This window comes from Tenacibaculum sp. MEBiC06402 (genome assembly GCF_049239625.1).
Classification (GTDB): domain Bacteria; phylum Bacteroidota; class Bacteroidia; order Flavobacteriales; family Flavobacteriaceae; genus Polaribacter.
Genome location: NZ_JBMKKT010000089.1, coordinates 148614 through 166108 on the forward strand (window position 1 = coordinate 148614; position 17495 = coordinate 166108).

Here is a 17495-nt window from a genome sequence, read left to right on the forward strand (position 1 = left end):
ACCGCTATTCTTTGTCATGGAAATATTTGTAAATTTTTTGAGCTCTTGCATTGCCAACCACTTCAATTAACTCATCTAATGTAGCATTTTTTACTCTTTTAGCTGATTTAAATTTACGTAACAAATTTGTTATGGTTTGTTTACCTACATCTGGAATCTGTTCTAATTCAGATTGAATTGCACTTTTACTGCGCTTATTTCTATGAAATGTTATTCCAAATCGGTGCGCCTCATTTCTAAGATGTTGAATAATTTTTAATGTTTCAGATTTCTTATCAAGATATAACGGAACGCTATCACCAGGGTAATAAATCTCTTCAAGTCTTTTGGCAATTCCAATAATGGCAATTTTTCCTCTTAACCCTAAAACATCTAAACTTTTTAATGCAGAAGATAACTGTCCTTTTCCTCCATCAATTACAATCAACTGAGGTAATGGTTTATCTTCTTGAAGTAATCTTTTATATCGTCTATATACTACTTCTTCCATTGAAGCAAAATCATCTGGACCTTCGACAGTTTTAATATTAAAATGTCTGTAATCTTTTTTACTTGGTTTTCCATCTTTAAACACGACACAAGCTGCAACAGGATTTGTTCCTTGAATATTCGAATTATCAAAACACTCAATATGAACAGGCTCTTCTTTTAAACGTAAATCTTTTTTCATTTGCGCCATGATTCTTTTCACATGACGATCTGGATCCACTATTTTTATTTGTTTGAATTGCTCTTGACGATAGTATTTTGCATTTCTTAGTGATAAATCAACAATCCTTTTTTTATCTCCCAATTTTGGAACTGTTACTTTAATTTCATCACCTAAATTTACTTTAAAAGGCACATAAATTTCTCTGGATAAAGAGTTAAAACGTTGGCGAGTTTCTACAATAAAAAGCTCTAGTAATTCCTTATCTGATTCGTCCAATTTCTTTTTAATCTCAGTGGTATATGATTGAATAATTGCACCGTTCATTATTTTAAAGAAGTTGGCATAACCATGCGTTTCATCAGAAGTTATTGAAAAAACATCAACATTATTAATAGATGGATTTACGATTGTCGACTTAGCTTGATAGTTTTGCAGAGAAACAAGCTTTTCTTTTATTAGCTGGGCCTCTTCAAAATTCATTGCTTCGGCATATTCCATCATTATATTATGTAAACTTTCAAGACTATCTTTAAAGTTTCCTTTAATAATACTTCGAATTTTTGTGATATTCTCCATGTAAGCTTTTTCATCTTGATAAGCTTCACAAGGACCTTTACAATTCTTTAAATGATATTCTAAACAAACTTTATACTTGCCATCGTTTATTTTTGTTTCACTTAAGTCGTAATTACAAGTTCTTAATGGATAAAGTTGTTTTATTAAATCAAGCAGATTATGAACTGTTTTTACACTAGTATATGGGCCATAATATTCAGAACCATCCTTAATAACTCTTCTGGTTAAAAACACTCTCGGAAAGCGTTCTTTTTTAATACAAATCCATGGATATGACTTATCATCCTTTAATAAAACATTATACCTAGGTTTATATTTTTTGATGAGATTGTTCTCAAGCAGCAATGCATCTGTCTCAGTATTAACAACTATATGTTCAATACGAACAATCTTTTTTACGAGTACTCTTGTTTTACCATATTCATGATTCTTAGTAAAATATGAAGAAACTCTTTTCTTTAAATTCTTTGCTTTACCTACATAAATTATAACATCATCTTTATCGAAATATTGATAAACCCCAGGAGAATTGGGCAATGTTTTTACTTGAAGTTCTAAAGATGTTGGCATAGAACGAAATTACAATTTTTTCAAATTGCATCAGTCGTTTTCAAAAAAATTACTTGAAGAAATAGTACCAAAGGTGGGACTCGAACCCACACGCTCTAATGAGCATCGGATTTTGAATCCGACGTGTCTACCAATTCCACCACTTTGGCAAAAATTATGGAAGTGCAAATCTAACAATTTAAAATAAAAACGTTTTAATACTCTTTAAAATAATTTTACTTTTGCCAAACAACAACACATACTAAAAATTATTCTGAGATGTCAACGACACAATTATCACCAAAGCTTTTTGCATGTTCTCAAAGCACTGAGCTTGCTCAAAAAATAGCAAAGGAATTTAATGCTGAATTAGGAAATGTAAAAACTACGCATTTTAGCGATGGTGAATTTCAACCTGCATTTGAAGAATCAGTAAGAGGTAGACGAGTTTTTATTATTGGCTCTACTTTCCCTAGTGCCGATAATTTAATGGAAATGTTATTGATGTTAGATGCTGCTAAAAGAGCTTCTGCACGTCATATTACTGCTGTAATGCCTTATTTTGGTTGGGCAAGACAAGATAGAAAAGACAAACCTAGAGTTGCTATTGGAGCAAAATTAGTTGCAAATCTTTTACAAGCAGCTGGTGCTACAAGAATCATGACTATGGATTTACATGCTGATCAAATTCAAGGTTTCTTTGAAAAACCAGTTGATCATTTATATGCTTCAACAATTTTTATGTCGTACATCGAAAGTTTACAATTAGATAATTTAACAATCGCTTCTCCAGATATGGGAGGTTCAAAAAGAGCTTATGCCTATTCAAAATACCTGGCTAGTGAAGTTGTTATTTGTTATAAGCAACGTAAAAAAGCGAATGTTATCGACCATATGGAGCTTATTGGTGAAGTAGAAGGCAAGAATGTAATTTTGGTAGATGATATGATTGACACCGGAGGAACTCTTACGAGAGCTGCAGATTTAATGGTAGACAGAGGAGCGAAATCGGTACGAGCGATTTGTACACACCCAATACTTTCTGGCAATGCTTATGAGAAAATAGAAAACTCAAAATTAACCGAGTTAATTGTCTCAGATACAATTCCTTTGAAAAAGCAAATTTCTAAAATAAAAGTTGTATCTTGCGCGCCCTTATTCGCTGATGTGATGCGTAAAGTTCAAACGAATACATCTATTAGCGATCAATTTTTAATGTAATTTTAAATATATAAATAATGCAATCGATTACGATTAATGGATCTCAAAGAGAAAGCGTAGGTAAGTCAGCGACTAAAGCCTTACGTAATGCTGGACAGGTTCCTTGCGTATTATACGGAGGAGACAAGCCAGTACACTTTTCAGCTGATGAAAAAGCGTTCAAGAGCTTAGTGTATACTCCAAACGTATATACTGCTTCGATTGAAGTTGACGGTCAAACTTATGCGGCTGTTTTACAAGACATCCAGTTTCACCCAGTAACTGACAGAATCTTACACATCGACTTTTATCAATTATTCGAGGATAAAGCGGTAACTATGGAAATTCCTGTAAGATTAGTTGGTAACTCTAAAGGGGTTATGATTGGTGGTGCTTTACGTCACAACATGCGTAAATTAAAAGTGAAAGCTTTACCAGCAAACTTGCCTGATTTTATTGAAGCTGACATCACAGAATTAGAAATTGGCAACAAACTTTATGTTACTGAATTAGCAAACGATAACTATACTTTCTTACATCCAGATAACACTGTGGTTGCTCAAGTTCGTATGTCTCGTAACGCTGCTAAAGCTGCTGCAGAAGCTGAAGGATAGAAAATACTATTTTTCCAAGATAAAAAGAAAGACCTACAAAATTGTAGGTCTTTTTTAATTCAATCAATTTACACAATAATATATGTGCATTTTAACTTTCCATTGCTTGCTTTAATACAGCTACTGTTTCATTAGCCTTCGCTAACTTAGCCCATTTTAAAGCAGTAAATCCTCTTTTAGATTTTGTTTTTAATTTAGCTCCATTAGCTATTAATAATTTTGCAATGTCTGCTCTGTTATAACGCGCAGCAAACATTAATGGCGTTAATCCTGTTGATTTTTGGTTTACGTTTTCTCCACTTTTAATTAAAGCTTTAACAGCCTCATAGTTTCCTTCTCTAATTAATGTACAAAAAGGTGAAACTTCAGTATACTCAGTTACAGTAATTTTTTCTGGTTTTGGAGTTTCTGTTGCGTTTACAGTTGTAGTGAAAGCTCCTAAAAATAAAGCGATGGTTAAAATGATTTTTTTCATGTTCTAAAAATTTAAGTTAAAAAGGTTATTTGCTTAAAAGACGCCACCATTTTAAAATTGTTTCACTAAAACCAGCTGTTTAACGTAACAATAACATTTTTAAATTTTTCTTAACAATTCTGAAAACCAACACTTTACAAAACAAAACCAATAAAAACATTTAAAATTATATCAGTTTAGAAATCAGATTGTTAAATCTTTAAAAAAAATTTAATAATTTAACAATCAATAACATAAATCAAAAAACATGACTAAAAGACTCCTATTGCTTTTGGGTATATTCCTTACCATTTTAGTCGGAACTTACTTCAGTTATAAATTATGTTGCCCTGATGAATCCATAGAAAATCAATCAACAACAGTAGTATCTGAAACCCAAAAACAAAAACCTCCCACACATTATCCGTTTTCTGTAAAAGATAACTCTGCAGATTTCTCATTATCTACAAAAGACAACTTTAATTTTGAAAGCTCTGCATACAAATTTCTTAGTCCCGTTACCTCGAACTTAGATCTGGAAATTGAAAAGTTAAAAACCCACCTCATAGGTAATAATGATAAAGCATTGTCGATTACTGGATTTTATACAAAGAGTGAAGAAAACCAATCGGCTTATCCTAATCTAGGTTTTGCAAGAGCTATTTCTGTAAAGAACTATTTAAGTTCTAAAGGTATCCCATCTAAAATAATGAACACTTTCGGAGAATTAAAAGAAACAATGATTCCAGATTCTTTAAAAGTATTTTATGGACCCATCGACTTTGCAATTTTGGAATTTAAAGACAATTCTGAAGAACTTGAAAAGCTCGGTAATTTTATTAAAGAGCATCCACTTGTACTTTATTTTAAAACTGGTGAAACACAAGTAAATTTAACAGCTGAACAACGACAAGAAATAGCAGATATCGCTAAATACTTGGATAAAGTAGATGGTGCAACTTGTATTATTACAGGTCATACAGATAATTCAGGAGATTCTGATGCTAATCTTACTATTGGTCAACAAAGAGCCGATTTTGCTAAAGAATATTTAGTTAACAACGGAATTCCTGCCGATAAAATTACAGCATTATCCCAAGGTCAAAATGAACCTATTGCAGACAATACTACAAAGGAAGGGAAAGCCAAAAACCGAAGAACAGTAATAACTATTAAATAACTAACTATCAAATAACCAAAATAACATATTATGGCGTGTATTATCATACCAATTTTAGTCGGGCTGATATCAGCATTTCTAGGCTATTTATTAGGAAGACACTTAAAAAATACTTCCGAAGAAAATAAGAATTCTAATAACACAGAACTAATTGCTTTACAAAACAAAATAACTTCTTTAGAGGCAGAATTAGATGCTTGTCAGAAAAGTAAATTAGGCTTAGCTTCTGACTTAAAATTAGCCAGAGAAGCTTCAAAAAATATAGATACCAGCTCTGCCACAGTTAGTTCACTAACTACTTCTGTGGAAACAGATACAACTACTCCTTTTGACGCAGCCGCCGCAAAAGCAGCTTTCGGTAAAAAAATTAAACAAGACGACTTAAAAGTTGTGGAAGGAATCGGACCTAAAATTGAAGGTTTATTCCATAATTTCGGAATTAAAACCTGGAAAGCACTTGGAGAAACCTCTGTTAAAAAATGCCAGGAAGTATTAAACAGTGGTGGTGACAGATATAGAATGCACAAACCTAACACATGGCCAAAACAAGCGAAACTTGCCGCAGAAGGTAAATGGGAAAAATTGAAAAAATGGCAAGACGATTTAGATGGCGGAAAAGCCTGATAATCGCAAAATTCTTAACTAATCATAAACACAAAAAGCTCAGCGGTATGCTGAGCTTTTTAAGTTAACAACTTTTACTACTTTACTATAAGAGTATATTGAGGAGTAGGGTTCAATGGACAGAAGTACACATATTCTCCTTTTTTTAGTGTTACTTTCTTAGATGAAGAAGTTGTGTTATTCTTTGCTAATGAAGTAACATATGCTTCTTTGATATGATCTTTTTGTTCTGTTTTTCCTTTTGGAGCTAATACAAACCCAACGTCTTTTCCAACATTACTATTTGTAATTTCAAAAACATAGGTTCCTTCCGATAAGGTTACCGATTTTTGAGTGAACTCTCCTTTAGTTTGTTCTAATGCTACGGTTTTAGCATCCTGTGCATTTGCGTTAAAAGAAAAACCTAAGATTACTACTAAAATTGCTATTGCTTTTTTCATGATTGTTTTTGTTCTTTTTTATTTATGATAAGGATTATTATGAATTTACTGCGAACTTGCCTGCCTCAACCGCTGGGAAATCAATTTCTGTTTCTGCGATATGGTTTACGTAATTTGTTAAGGTATTTGAAACTACATTTAATACGATTTCTAAAATATCTCCATCGTTATATCCTGCTGCTTTTGCTGCTTGAATTTCTGCTGTTGAAATATTTCCTCTATTTCTTGTGATGCTTTGTGCTAATTGTAAACCAGCTTCAACTTTTGCATCCTCAGCGCGACCTTGTCTGCTTTCTTCTGTTTGCTCATCTGTTAATCCGTTCATCTTTCCAATGGCTGTGTGAGCAGATAAACAATAGTTACAGCTATTTTCTTCAGCAATTGCCAATGCTAATTGCTCTCTAAATTTGTTAGAAAAGTTTCCGCTTGCTGTTAACTCTCCTAGTGATAAATAGCTTTGTAATGTTGCTGGTGAATTACCAAATACTTTTATAAGGTTAGGAATAAATCCTAGTTTGTTTTGAACTGCATCGAATAATTCTTTTGATTTTCCTGTTGTTGTGTCTGGGTTTAATGTTTCAATTCTTGTACTCATTTTTTTAGGTTTTTTAATTATTAATCTCTTGTTTGTTACATAATTCGTTTTGCTCTTCGTATTCTTGGTATCCCCAACAATTCGGGCATTGATATCTTTCTGTATTCATGTTGTTTTTGTTTTAATAGGGTTTCTAAAAACTTTCTGGTACAAAGATGCGACGAGAATAGACCTCCAAAAATGGACAAAGGTTCCTAAGAGTTGTACAATTGAGAATTTGGAAGAAAAAGAGGAAGAAATGAGGGGAAATTTGCCTTTTAAAAACAAAATAAGCTAAAAAAGTATTATAACTAATATTGAAAAATACTAGCTAAGGAATTACAATAACACAAATAACAGTGATAATTATTAAAAGGAGAAAAATCTTCCAACCATTTTTAGTGCTCGAAAGAAAATCTAGAATAAAATCAATAATGATCTCATCATCTAAATATATAAACTAGAAAGCAACATGATGTAACACTACATCACAAGGATGATTATTAACAGGAAAATTAATATGTCTGTAAGTAAATGGCTCCCAACAAGTACAGCTTATAAAATCAGGAACAAATTTGTAAATTGGATTTATTATAAAAATAATAATTAAACAAATTAGGAATATTCTCATTCCTAGAGATACTTTTCTTAATTCTATATTTTCTAAATCCATTTATTCATAGCTATTGTTCAATCAATAAAAATAGCAAAAACAAAATAAATTAAAAGTGTAATTAAATGAATTTATACTCATCTGGACTATTAGACATTTTAGTATAATAATATCTATCAACGGTAATAATAAGTTTTGGAAATTTAATAACGTATTCATTTCCATATGCTTTAATAAGTCTTATGAATATAGGTTTAGCTTTCATAATTATAAATTTTACTTACTTAAGGTAATTTGTAAAATCTAATTATTTAAAAATTTCAGATAAAACTAGATGTAAGTTCAGATAAAAAACAAAAAACGAATGATTAATCAAACAGTAGTTTCTCTAGTTGTTTTTCCATTTTCGATAGTAGTTATAACCAATATGCAATAGAAACAAAATTATCGATATAGTTAGAATTAATGGCAGATTAAATAAAACCATAAGTCAAAAATACAAACTTTAAAACAGCAGTTAAGTATAAACTAAAAAGCAAAAAAAGTGGGCAAGCCCACTTTTACTTATACATTATAATGCATTATCTACAAAAAGCTTGTGCTGTATTATTACTATCTAAACACAACTGAGGCTACACCTGATGATCCACAAATACTTTGAGCTTGACTGTATCCACCATCACCAGTATTTTCAGCATTTCTTATAGAAAATGTTGTTCCATTTCCACACATACCAGATGCTGTAACACCAGCAAAAATGCTAGCCTGTTCGTCTTTACTTAAGCTAATACCTAAACTTGAAATTGATTTTAACATAATATAAAATTTAAAGATTAATACTACACTTACGTTTAAGAATTAACTCAATTGTTACTATAAGAAATAACAAAAATTATACTATTTTAAGTTCAACACCGTAAATTATCTACCCAAGTATCAGCTTAAACAACAATAAACGAAATAAATTAGAAAGGTAAAATTCCAATAAAAATCAACTCGCACACCATCTTGCTGGCGCAGGAATTGCTGCTCTTAAAGCTGCATAAGTTGGAAAACCATATCGGGCTGCTGCTGCGACTGGGTTATTAGCATAAGAGGTTTTAATTCCAGCAGTAAAATTTCTAACAGCTAAACATCCTCCTGTTGCCAATAATGCAACTATAGCTAAAATAATAGCGGCAATTACTATTGGTGGAAGCGCAGCGAAAATAACAAGTCCTGATACAACTATTAATAAGAACGCACTTAAAAACATTTTTTGGATTCCTTTAAATAGGCTTATAGATTCTAAACTAAAATTTTCTTCATTATTGCTCATTGTGTAAAGTTTTAGATAATGTAGTTTCTGGTTTATAAAGTTAGTCTCAGAAATCTATAATTGGCTAGGAAATCCACCTAAAAAAAAGAGGTAAACACCTGATTTTTAAAAGATAAACATCATTTATTTTAAATAAAGTAATTTGGAAGCAAACACTAAGTATTAGCCTTTATACTGTTTTTTAAATTGTGCAGGAGAAAATCCCGTTCCTTTGGTAAAAAAACGAGAAAAATAGGCTGGATCGTTAAAGCCTAAATCGAACGCAATATGTTTTATAGCTTCAGAAGAATATAATAATTGTCTTTTTGCCTCAGTGATAATTCTGTTTTTAATAAAATCACTAGGCGTTTCAGAACCTATTTTTTGAAAGTGTTTGGTTAATGACTTTGGCGAAATTGCCAATCGATTTGCGTAGTCTGTTACACTATGTAACTTCTTGAAGTTTTGTTCAACCAGTAAACTAAAATCTTTAAATAATTTAGTTTCAGTGTCTTCTTTAATTTCTGAATGCTCCTTTTTTATTCGCACCGAATAAATGATAAATTGTTTTAAAAACGATTGCAACATATCATACTGAGCTGTTTCGTCAACATCAAACTCTTCAACCAAATTCTCAAGTATAAAATCTAGCTTGCGAATATCTTTTTCGGTAGGAATTACAAAAGGTGTTTCATACACATTATTAAACAACACTCCGTTACAAGCAATTTCCGTATCATGAGTTTGAATACAATAAAAATCTCTAGTAAAACTTAATTGATAGGCCTCCTTTATTTTTTCAGAATCTACCGTAAAAACCTGACCTGGAGATAGAAAAAACAACACACTTCCGTTAAAAGAATAACTTTTAAAATCGATATTATACGTTCCTTCCCCGTTTTTAATCCAAAAAATTTTGTAGTCGTTAATCTGTTTAGGTTCGTTAACTACACAAGCCTTTTCAAATTGCACCAATTGCAAGGAAAACACATCTTGAAAATTATACGTTTTAATATCTTGAATAGCCATAGTTTTGTTAGTTTATCAATTGGTCGTAAAAAAGTAAATTGCTAACATAAATGATTTTATTGTAGTCAAAAAACTTCCTAATCTGTTCAAAATTATGCCGTTCGAAATCGTTTTATTTATACCGATTCTAAATATTTAACAAAACAAACTTTAATCCTTGTAGAAATTAGCCTTAGGTCTTAACTTTGCTTGTAATTATTTATAACCAACAATCAAAATAATGAGCGGATTACTTAAATCTTCTATCGGAAGGAAGTTTGCCATGGCACTTTCGGCACTCTTTCTAATGGTTTTCTTATTACAACATTTTGCAATCAACATCTTATCAGTATTCAGTGCAGATGCGTTTAACGAAGCTTCTCACTTTATGGGTACTTTTTGGGCTGTTCAATATTTATTACAACCCGTTTTAATTTTCGGTGTAATATTTCACTTTGCAATGGGATTTGTTTTAGAAATCAAAAATAACAGCGCACGTGCTGTTAAATATGCGAAAAATAATGGGGCTGCAAACTCTACTTGGATGAGTAGAAACATGATTTACAGCGGATTATTCATTTTAATCTTTCTAATCATTCACATGATTGATTTTTGGGTACATGAAATGAATGTGAAATACGTAGCAGGAGACATGTCTGGTTTAATTGATCCAAGTAATGCAGAAAGCGGTTTCAGATACTTCGAAGAATTACAAGAAAAATTCGTTCCAATTTGGAGAGTAGCATTATACGGTTTAGGTTTTGTTTTCTTAGCATTACACCTTTTACACGGTTTTAACTCTGCATTCCAATCGGTAGGAGCTAACAATAAATACACTAAAGGATTGAAAACTTTTAGTAAAATTTATGCAATTGGTCTTCCTTTAGGATTCATCTTCATTGCATTATTTCACCATTTCAATCACCATTAATAATAGTATCATATGGCAACTTTAGATTCAAAAATACCAAAAGGTCCTATTGCTGATAAATGGACTAATCATAAAAATAAAATCAACTTAGTTAACCCAGCTAACAAGCGTTTAATCGATGTTATTGTTGTTGGAACTGGTTTAGCAGGAGGTTCTGCTGCTGCAACTTTAGCTGAGTTAGGATATAACGTAAAAGCGTTTTGTTTTCAAGATTCTCCGCGTCGTGCGCACTCTATTGCTGCACAAGGAGGAATCAACGCTGCAAAAAACTATCAAGGAGATGGTGACTCAACATACAGATTATTCTATGATACTGTAAAAGGAGGAGACTACCGTTCTCGTGAAGCTAACGTTTATCGTTTAGCTGAAGTATCTGCAAATATTATCGACCAGTGTGTTGCTCAAGGAGTTCCTTTTGCACGTGACTATGGTGGATTATTAGATAACCGTTCTTTCGGTGGAGTACTTGTATCAAGAACTTTCTACGCAAAAGGACAAACAGGACAGCAATTATTATTAGGAGCTTATTCTGCTATGAACCGTCAAATCGGTCGTGGAAAAATCAAAATGTATAACCGTCACGAAATGTTAGACGTTGTTATTGTTGACGGAAAAGCTCGTGGTATTATTGCTCGTAACTTAGTTACTGGAGAAATTGAGCGCCATTCTGCTCACGCTGTTGTATTAGGAACTGGAGGTTACGGAAACGTATTCTTCTTATCGACTAATGCAATGGGAAGTAACGTAACAGCTGCTTGGAAAGCTCACAAAAAAGGAGCTTACTTCGCAAATCCATGTTACACACAAATTCACCCAACGTGTATTCCAGTATCTGGAGACCACCAATCGAAATTAACGTTAATGTCTGAATCATTACGTAACGATGGTCGTATTTGGGTTCCAAAGAAAATGGAAGATGTAAAAGCAATTCGTGAAGGAAGTTTAAAACCTACACAAATCGCTGAAGAAGATAGAGATTACTACTTAGAGCGTCGTTATCCTGCATTTGGTAACTTAGTTCCACGTGATGTTGCATCTCGCGCTGCTAAGGAACGTTGTGATGCTGGTTTCGGAGTTAACGCAACTGGTGAAGCTGTTTATTTAGATTTCGCTTCGGCAATTGAACGTTACGGCAAAGAGCAAGCTACCATCAAAGGATTAAATGTAAACGATGCTGCTTTAGTTAAAAAATTAGGACAGGAAGTTGTTAGGAATAAATACGGAAACTTATTCCAAATGTATGAGAAGATTGTTGACGAGAATCCATACGAAACTCCAATGATGATTTACCCGGCGGTACACTATACAATGGGAGGAATTTGGGTTGATTATAACTTAATGACTACTGTTCCTGGATTATATGCAATTGGAGAAGCAAACTTCTCTGATCACGGAGCAAACCGTTTAGGAGCTTCTGCTTTAATGCAAGGATTAGCTGATGGTTACTTTGTATTACCTTATACAATTGGTGATTATTTAGCAGATGATATTCGTACCGGACCTATTTCAACTGAAACTCCAGAATTCGAAGAGGCTGAAAAGAGTGTTCGTGCTACTATCGATAAGTTCGTTAATAATAACGGAACAAAATCTGTAGATTATTTCCACAAACGTTTAGGAAAAATCATGTGGAACAAAGTTGGAATGTCTCGTAACGAACAAGGTTTAAAAGAAGCTATCGAAGAAATTTCTGCTTTAAGAGCTGAATTCTATAGTGATGTAAGAGTTCCTGGAGGTGCTAATGAATTCAACGAAGAGCTTGCAAAAGCTGGACGTGTAGCAGACTTCTTAGAATTAGGAGAGTTATTCGCTAAGGATGCTTTAAACAGAACTGAATCTTGTGGAGGTCACTTCCGAGAAGAATCTGTTGAATTAGACGGACCACAAAAAGGTGAAGCTTTACGTAACGATAAAGAATTTGCCTATGTAGCTGCTTGGGAATACAAAGGTGAGCCTAAAGATGCTGTTTTACACAAAGAGGAGTTAGAGTTTAACGATATTGAATTAAAACAACGTTCATACAAATAAGGAAAGAATTATGAAGTTAACGTTAAAAATTTGGCGTCAAAAGAACGCAAGCGATAAAGGAAAAATGGTTGATTATAATATCAACGACGTATCGCCAGATATGTCTTTCCTTGAAATGTTAGATGTTTTGAACACACAATTAATTGAAAGTGGTGATGAGCCAGTAGCTTTCGATCATGATTGTCGTGAGGGAATTTGTGGAATGTGTTCTTTATATATTAATGGTGAAGCACACGGACCAGATAGAGGTGTAACAACTTGTCAATTACATATGCGTAAGTTTAAAGATGGTGATACGATTTACATCGAGCCATTTAGAGCAAAGGCATTTCCTGTAATTAAGGATTTAGTAGTAGATAGATCTGCTTTTGATAGAATTCAACATGCAGGAGGGTTTATCTCTGTTAACACTTCAGGTAACACACAAGATGCAAATGCTATTCCTATTAATAAGGAAAATGCAGACAAAGCTTTTGATGCAGCTACTTGTATTGGATGTGGGGCGTGTGTTGCTACTTGTAAAAACTCATCAGCTATGTTATACGTTTCTGCTAAAGTTTCTCAATTTGCCTTATTACCACAAGGTCAAGTAGAAGCTACGGATCGTGTATTAAACATGGTGAAGCAAATGGATGATGAAGGATTCGGAAACTGTACAAATACAGGAGCATGTGAGGTTGAATGTCCTAAAGGAATTTCTTTAGAAAACATCGCTCGTATGAATACTGAATTCTTAAAAGCAAGTTTAAAAGGATAATTCATATCTTTTTTACAATAAAAATTAAAAAACTCAAGCAAATTGCTTGAGTTTTTTTGCTTTGCTACTGTAACGAAGAACTCCAAAGTTATACTTATATTAGTGACATAACATCAAAAAAAATTAAATGGGAATCTTCGACGAAATAAGAAAAAAGCTTAGTAATGAATTTATCGATATTATTGAGTGGATTGATAGCACCAATGATACTTTAGCCTACCGTTTCGAACGATATGGAAATGAAATCAAGAACAACGCACAATTAATCGTTCGTGAAAGTCAAATCGCAGTCTTCATTAATCAAGGAGAATTAGCGGACGTATTCTTACCAGGAACTTATACTTTAGGTACTAAAAACCTTCCTATTCTTTCAACTTTACAAGGATGGAAATACGGATTTAACAGTCCTTTCAAAGCAGAAGTATACTTCATAAATTCTAAGTTATTTACAGATGAAAAATGGGGGACTAAAAACCCCATAACCTTAAATGATGATCGTTTTGGTTTTGTAGAAGTTAGAGCTTTCGGAACCTATACATTTAAAGTTTTAGACGCCGGGAAATTCATTAAAAATATTGTTGGAACCGATAGTGACTTTACAACTTTCGAAATTAATGAACATTTAAAAAGTCTAATTTCTACTCGTTTTACTGATACAATAGGAGAAGCAAATTTACCTATTGAAATGTATGCTGCCAATACAACGGAATTATCAGAAGCGTGTTTAAACGTACTTCAACCTGAATTTGAATCTGTAGGAATTTCAATTGAAAAGTTTTTCATCGAGAATATCTCCATGCCAGAGACCTTGAAGAAGGAGATTTTTGAATATAGTAGGTTAAATAAAATTGATTTAGATCAGCTCACAAAATTCAAGGCAGCAAAAGCTATTGAGCAAGCGGCTAGCAACACTTCCACCGCAAGCGAAGGAATGGGAATGGGAATGGGATTTGCAATGGCGCAACAAATGAGTAACGCCTTTAGTAAAACATCCAATACTTCAGGATCTCAAGCTCCTCCTCCAATTCCAAATACTAATGTGACTTATTTTTATGCTGTGAATAACCAACAAGTTGGTCCTGTTACAAAAGAAACATTAGCAAGTTTAATTACTAGTCATACCATTAATGGCCAAACTTTAATTTGGACTCAAGGAATGACTAACTGGTCTATGTTACAAAATATACCTGATTTACAAAGTTTATTAAACTCAACTCCACCACCATTACCTAACCTATAAGTTAAAATTATTGATTTTTAATGACTGATCATTCAGAACATCAGAAAACAATACAACAATCTGAGCATAAGAAAGCTTGCGTAAACTGTGGTGCATCTTTAGTATACAACCCTGGAACCAATCACATAAAATGCAATTATTGTGGTCATGAGGAAGTAATTACCGAGCCTATTTCCGAATTCCAAGAACTGGAATTATATCCTTATCTAGAACAGATGGGTTCGCAATCTTATACAGAAAAAATAAGCTTGTTAAACTGTAAATCCTGTGGCGCCAATCAACATGTAGAAGAAAACTATAAATCACTACATTGTGTTTATTGCTCTGAGCCTTTAATTACTGAAGAGTCTTTTGAAGAGGATTGGATTTTACCTGGCGCAATATTGCCATTTCAATTCTCTAATAAACAAGCCGTTATTATATTTCAAAAATGGATTAAAAGTTTATGGTTCGCACCGAACATCTTAAAAAAAACTTCTTTGCAGGCTCACAGATTAAAAGGATTATATCTTCCTTTCTGGACATTTGACGCACAACTTTATGGAAGTTATATTGGACAACGAGGTGATTATTATTATGAAGATGAAAGTTATACAACCTACGAAAATGGAGAGCGTGTAACTAAGACAAGACAAGTTCGTAAAACAGATTGGTCATATGCTTCGGGAAACATAAGTGGATTTATCGATGACACATTAATCAACGCATCTAACCAACATAAAGGTAAAATTCCTTCTCGAGTATATAATTGGAATTTAAACAGGTTAGAAACATTTGACTCTAAATATCTAGCTGGATTTGTAACTGAAAAGTACACACTTTCCTTAAAAAATGGACATTTAGAATCTAAAGGTGAAGCGAGGCGGATTGCCGATAGATGGGCACGAAATGATATTGGTGGAGATACACAGAGAGTACATAGCTTAAATTTTAATTTGTCTGAAGAAACTTTTAAACATATTTTACTTCCTATTTATATATCTTCTTACACTTACAAGAACAAACAATACTACTTTTATATAAATGGTCAATCAGGTACTATTTATGGAAAAAGACCATATTCGTTTTGGAAAATATTTTTTGCTGTTCTTTTAGGAATAATTCTAATAGCATCCATAGTTTTAATCGTAAAAAATAGTCAATAGAAAACCTCTCCTATATCATTAGGAGAGATTTCACCCTTCAAAAACTACATTCTACACTTTTTCTTTTGGTGTATTTCTATTTACAAATCCCTTAATTTTTAAACTTAATCGTTCTCTTTTTGCATTCGAAAAAATTGTAATTGCTTTTGAGAAACCTCCTGGTCTTTTTGTATCATAGGATACTGAAATCTGACCTTTTTCACCTGGCATAATTGGCTTTTCTGGTTTTTGAGGAACTGCACAACCACATGAGGATTTAATATGTTTAATTATTAAAGGCGCATCTCCTATGTTCGTAAATTCAAACACTCTTACTCCGTCTGAGCTTTGTGCAATCTTACCATAATCAATGATTTCTTTCTCGAATTTAAACTCTTGTGCAGCGCAGTTTAACACACTAGTTAAAAACAATACTAATACTGTTACTCGTAATTTCATATAAACTAATTTTAAATTATAAACTTTTATTGATCTCATCTATTAAATCTTTTACCTTTTGATATTTAGGATTTAGACTTAGTGATTTATATAACACTTCCAAAGCTTCTGTATACCTTTTTTGATCATGATAAAATGTACCTAAACTGCTATAGGTTACGTAGTGATTTGGATACAGCTTTGCATTCATTTTAAAAATATATTCAGCTTTATCATACTGCTTCTTTCGCAATAGTACATTACCGTAAGTATTAAGCTCCTTTGCACCAACAGTTACCTCTGGTAAGTAAGCCAATAACTGTTTTTCCATTTTTACTACACTATCAATAGGATTCTTCAACAGGTTATTTAATAATGTAATAGCACTGTATTTAGAAGTATATTTTTCACCATTTACAATTTTCAACAAATCACGCTCAAAAGTTTCCTTCGGATATTCCACAATACGATTAATCTCCTTACCCTCTTTATATATTATAAATGTCGGCACACGATGAATATTCAAACCTTTTTCTTCTCCATTCGGTGATTGCTTATAAGCCTCTTTTTTAATATCAACCGCGATTACTTCTAGATTATTTTTAGAGAATTTAGCTTCCTCCAAAACCTTGTAGAATATTGGTAAGTTCCGTTTGCTATCGCCACACCAAGAGCCAAAGAATACTTTTATTTCATAATCATTTACCTTATTTTTTAATCGATCAATGATTTTATCATTTGTTAAGTACTGATCATAATTCTTTTGAAACCATGCGAAATCGCCGTTATTAAATCCTTTTCTATTTACTTTACCCAACAACATTTTATTTCCCTTTTCATCGGAAACAATGTTATTTAATTGTGCATTACACACTGTTACTAAACCATATAAAAATGTAAGTAGTACTATTCGAAACATAAACTGTTAATTAATTAGTTGATACCTCGAAAGTAAGAGCTAAAAACAATGAATAAAAAATAACTTGATCTGTTACTCGTAAAGAAGTACCAACGACAATCTTATATGTATAATGTGTAGTTCGTAACGTGGTATGTGCATTTTGTACTTTCAGTACAAGTCAAAAACTAATAATTATGTATTTTCATGAACGAAAATGGAATTACTGAAAAAATATATATCACAAGCATTAGTACATCTTTTATTTTGGATACTATTCACCTTTGTATCTCTTTTT

General features: G+C 32.5%; 19 protein-coding genes and 1 tRNA gene. 9 read left to right on the plus strand and 11 right to left on the minus strand.

Translation table 11 applies throughout. The annotated features are described in order from the left end of the window. Positions 1-4: 4 nt before the first annotated feature. Positions 5-1798, minus strand: a complete 1794-nt coding sequence (gene uvrC, locus ACOSP6_RS05575) for an excinuclease ABC subunit UvrC (protein WP_422094943.1) — start codon at positions 1796-1798, stop codon at positions 5-7. Between the two features lie 65 nt (positions 1799-1863). Next, positions 1864-1947: transfer RNA gene (locus ACOSP6_RS05580), tRNA-Leu, on the minus strand. A gap of 109 nt (positions 1948-2056) precedes the next feature. Between ACOSP6_RS05580 and ACOSP6_RS05585 the strand changes: the two genes are divergently transcribed. Further along, positions 2057-2998: a ribose-phosphate pyrophosphokinase gene (locus ACOSP6_RS05585; protein WP_422094942.1), complete on the plus strand. Its 942-nt coding sequence runs from the start codon at positions 2057-2059 to the stop codon at positions 2996-2998. Between the two features lie 17 nt (positions 2999-3015). Next, positions 3016-3591 (plus strand): 50S ribosomal protein L25/general stress protein Ctc, encoded by a 576-nt coding sequence (locus ACOSP6_RS05590; RefSeq protein WP_422094941.1) that lies wholly within the window; start codon positions 3016-3018, stop codon positions 3589-3591. 91 nt (positions 3592-3682) lie between these two features. On the opposite strand, the gene ACOSP6_RS05595 is transcribed toward ACOSP6_RS05590, so the two are convergent. Further along, positions 3683-4066 (minus strand): ankyrin repeat domain-containing protein, encoded by a 384-nt coding sequence (locus ACOSP6_RS05595; protein ID WP_422094940.1) that lies wholly within the window; start codon positions 4064-4066, stop codon positions 3683-3685. A gap of 247 nt (positions 4067-4313) precedes the next feature. Between ACOSP6_RS05595 and ACOSP6_RS05600 the strand changes: the two genes are divergently transcribed. Next, positions 4314-5225, plus strand: a complete 912-nt coding sequence (locus ACOSP6_RS05600) for an OmpA family protein (protein WP_422094939.1) — start codon at positions 4314-4316, stop codon at positions 5223-5225. 30 nt (positions 5226-5255) lie between these two features. Beyond that, the gene (locus tag ACOSP6_RS05605) at positions 5256-5849 is read left to right on the plus strand and encodes a hypothetical protein (RefSeq protein ID WP_422094938.1); all 594 of its coding nucleotides are present in this window, start codon (positions 5256-5258) and stop codon (positions 5847-5849) included. A gap of 77 nt (positions 5850-5926) precedes the next feature. On the opposite strand, the gene ACOSP6_RS05610 is transcribed toward ACOSP6_RS05605, so the two are convergent. From ACOSP6_RS05610 to ACOSP6_RS05635, 6 genes are all read right to left on the minus strand, one after another. Further along, the gene (locus ACOSP6_RS05610) at positions 5927-6289 is read right to left on the minus strand and encodes a cupredoxin domain-containing protein (RefSeq protein ID WP_422094937.1); all 363 of its coding nucleotides are present in this window, start codon (positions 6287-6289) and stop codon (positions 5927-5929) included. Positions 6290-6326: 37 nt separating this feature from the next. Continuing rightward, a complete protein-coding gene (locus ACOSP6_RS05615) occupies positions 6327-6884 on the minus strand; it encodes a carboxymuconolactone decarboxylase family protein (protein ID WP_422094936.1) in 558 nt (185 codons plus the stop codon). A gap of 713 nt (positions 6885-7597) precedes the next feature. Beyond that, positions 7598-7741 (minus strand): hypothetical protein, encoded by a 144-nt coding sequence (locus ACOSP6_RS05620; protein ID WP_422094935.1) that lies wholly within the window; start codon positions 7739-7741, stop codon positions 7598-7600. A 347-nt stretch (positions 7742-8088) separates the two neighbouring features. After that, a complete protein-coding gene (locus ACOSP6_RS05625) occupies positions 8089-8292 on the minus strand; it encodes a hypothetical protein (protein WP_422094934.1) in 204 nt (67 codons plus the stop codon). A gap of 175 nt (positions 8293-8467) precedes the next feature. After that, positions 8468-8794 carry a hypothetical protein gene (locus tag ACOSP6_RS05630; protein WP_422094933.1) on the minus strand — a complete coding sequence of 109 codons (327 nt, stop codon included), beginning with the start codon at positions 8792-8794 and terminating at the stop codon, positions 8468-8470. A gap of 162 nt (positions 8795-8956) precedes the next feature. Next, the gene (locus tag ACOSP6_RS05635) at positions 8957-9802 is read right to left on the minus strand and encodes a helix-turn-helix domain-containing protein (RefSeq protein ID WP_422094932.1); all 846 of its coding nucleotides are present in this window, start codon (positions 9800-9802) and stop codon (positions 8957-8959) included. A gap of 220 nt (positions 9803-10022) precedes the next feature. On the opposite strand from ACOSP6_RS05635, the gene ACOSP6_RS05640 reads away from it, so the two are divergent. From ACOSP6_RS05640 to ACOSP6_RS05660, 5 genes are all read left to right on the plus strand, one after another. Then, positions 10023-10712, plus strand: a complete 690-nt coding sequence (locus ACOSP6_RS05640; protein WP_422094931.1) for a succinate dehydrogenase cytochrome b subunit — start codon at positions 10023-10025, stop codon at positions 10710-10712. Between the two features lie 12 nt (positions 10713-10724). Then, entirely contained in the window at positions 10725-12740 is a 2016-nt protein-coding gene (locus ACOSP6_RS05645) for a fumarate reductase/succinate dehydrogenase flavoprotein subunit (RefSeq protein ID WP_422094930.1), read from the plus strand. Between the two features lie 10 nt (positions 12741-12750). Further along, a complete protein-coding gene (locus ACOSP6_RS05650; RefSeq protein ID WP_422094929.1) occupies positions 12751-13497 on the plus strand; it encodes a succinate dehydrogenase/fumarate reductase iron-sulfur subunit in 747 nt (248 codons plus the stop codon). Between the two features lie 127 nt (positions 13498-13624). Further along, positions 13625-14737 carry an SPFH domain-containing protein gene (locus ACOSP6_RS05655; protein WP_422094928.1) on the plus strand — a complete coding sequence of 371 codons (1113 nt, stop codon included), beginning with the start codon at positions 13625-13627 and terminating at the stop codon, positions 14735-14737. A 20-nt stretch (positions 14738-14757) separates the two neighbouring features. Further along, positions 14758-15882, plus strand: coding sequence for a DNA helicase PriA (locus ACOSP6_RS05660; RefSeq protein WP_422094927.1), 1125 nt, complete (start codon positions 14758-14760; stop codon positions 15880-15882). Positions 15883-15933: 51 nt separating this feature from the next. Here the strand turns inward: ACOSP6_RS05660 and ACOSP6_RS05665 are convergent, their stop codons facing one another. Further along, the gene (locus tag ACOSP6_RS05665; RefSeq protein ID WP_422094926.1) at positions 15934-16320 is read right to left on the minus strand and encodes a DUF1573 domain-containing protein; all 387 of its coding nucleotides are present in this window, start codon (positions 16318-16320) and stop codon (positions 15934-15936) included. Between the two features lie 16 nt (positions 16321-16336). Next, positions 16337-17218, minus strand: a complete 882-nt coding sequence (locus tag ACOSP6_RS05670; protein WP_422094925.1) for a thioredoxin family protein — start codon at positions 17216-17218, stop codon at positions 16337-16339. Between the last annotated feature and the right edge of the window lie 277 nt (positions 17219-17495).

Excerpts from the sequence above, each read along its gene's own strand:
- uvrC (WP_422094943.1), bottom strand. The coding sequence starts at position 1,798 with ATGCCAACATCTTTAGAACTTCAAGTAAAAACATTGCCCAATTCTCCT.
- ACOSP6_RS05585 (WP_422094942.1), top strand. The coding sequence starts at position 2,057 with ATGTCAACGACACAATTATCACCAAAGCTTTTTGCATGTTCTCAAAGC.
- ACOSP6_RS05590 (WP_422094941.1), top strand. The coding sequence starts at position 3,016 with ATGCAATCGATTACGATTAATGGATCTCAAAGAGAAAGCGTAGGTAAG.
- ACOSP6_RS05595 (WP_422094940.1), bottom strand. The coding sequence starts at position 4,066 with ATGAAAAAAATCATTTTAACCATCGCTTTATTTTTAGGAGCTTTCACT.
- ACOSP6_RS05600 (WP_422094939.1), top strand. The coding sequence starts at position 4,314 with ATGACTAAAAGACTCCTATTGCTTTTGGGTATATTCCTTACCATTTTA.
- ACOSP6_RS05605 (WP_422094938.1), top strand. The coding sequence starts at position 5,256 with ATGGCGTGTATTATCATACCAATTTTAGTCGGGCTGATATCAGCATTT.
- ACOSP6_RS05610 (WP_422094937.1), bottom strand. The coding sequence starts at position 6,289 with ATGAAAAAAGCAATAGCAATTTTAGTAGTAATCTTAGGTTTTTCTTTT.
- ACOSP6_RS05615 (WP_422094936.1), bottom strand. The coding sequence starts at position 6,884 with ATGAGTACAAGAATTGAAACATTAAACCCAGACACAACAACAGGAAAA.
- ACOSP6_RS05620 (WP_422094935.1), bottom strand. The coding sequence starts at position 7,741 with ATGAAAGCTAAACCTATATTCATAAGACTTATTAAAGCATATGGAAAT.
- ACOSP6_RS05625 (WP_422094934.1), bottom strand. The coding sequence starts at position 8,292 with ATGTTAAAATCAATTTCAAGTTTAGGTATTAGCTTAAGTAAAGACGAA.
- ACOSP6_RS05630 (WP_422094933.1), bottom strand. The coding sequence starts at position 8,794 with ATGAGCAATAATGAAGAAAATTTTAGTTTAGAATCTATAAGCCTATTT.
- ACOSP6_RS05635 (WP_422094932.1), bottom strand. The coding sequence starts at position 9,802 with ATGGCTATTCAAGATATTAAAACGTATAATTTTCAAGATGTGTTTTCC.
- ACOSP6_RS05640 (WP_422094931.1), top strand. The coding sequence starts at position 10,023 with ATGAGCGGATTACTTAAATCTTCTATCGGAAGGAAGTTTGCCATGGCA.
- ACOSP6_RS05645 (WP_422094930.1), top strand. The coding sequence starts at position 10,725 with ATGGCAACTTTAGATTCAAAAATACCAAAAGGTCCTATTGCTGATAAA.
- ACOSP6_RS05650 (WP_422094929.1), top strand. The coding sequence starts at position 12,751 with ATGAAGTTAACGTTAAAAATTTGGCGTCAAAAGAACGCAAGCGATAAA.
- ACOSP6_RS05655 (WP_422094928.1), top strand. The coding sequence starts at position 13,625 with ATGGGAATCTTCGACGAAATAAGAAAAAAGCTTAGTAATGAATTTATC.
- ACOSP6_RS05660 (WP_422094927.1), top strand. The coding sequence starts at position 14,758 with ATGACTGATCATTCAGAACATCAGAAAACAATACAACAATCTGAGCAT.
- ACOSP6_RS05665 (WP_422094926.1), bottom strand. The coding sequence starts at position 16,320 with ATGAAATTACGAGTAACAGTATTAGTATTGTTTTTAACTAGTGTGTTA.
- ACOSP6_RS05670 (WP_422094925.1), bottom strand. The coding sequence starts at position 17,218 with ATGTTTCGAATAGTACTACTTACATTTTTATATGGTTTAGTAACAGTG.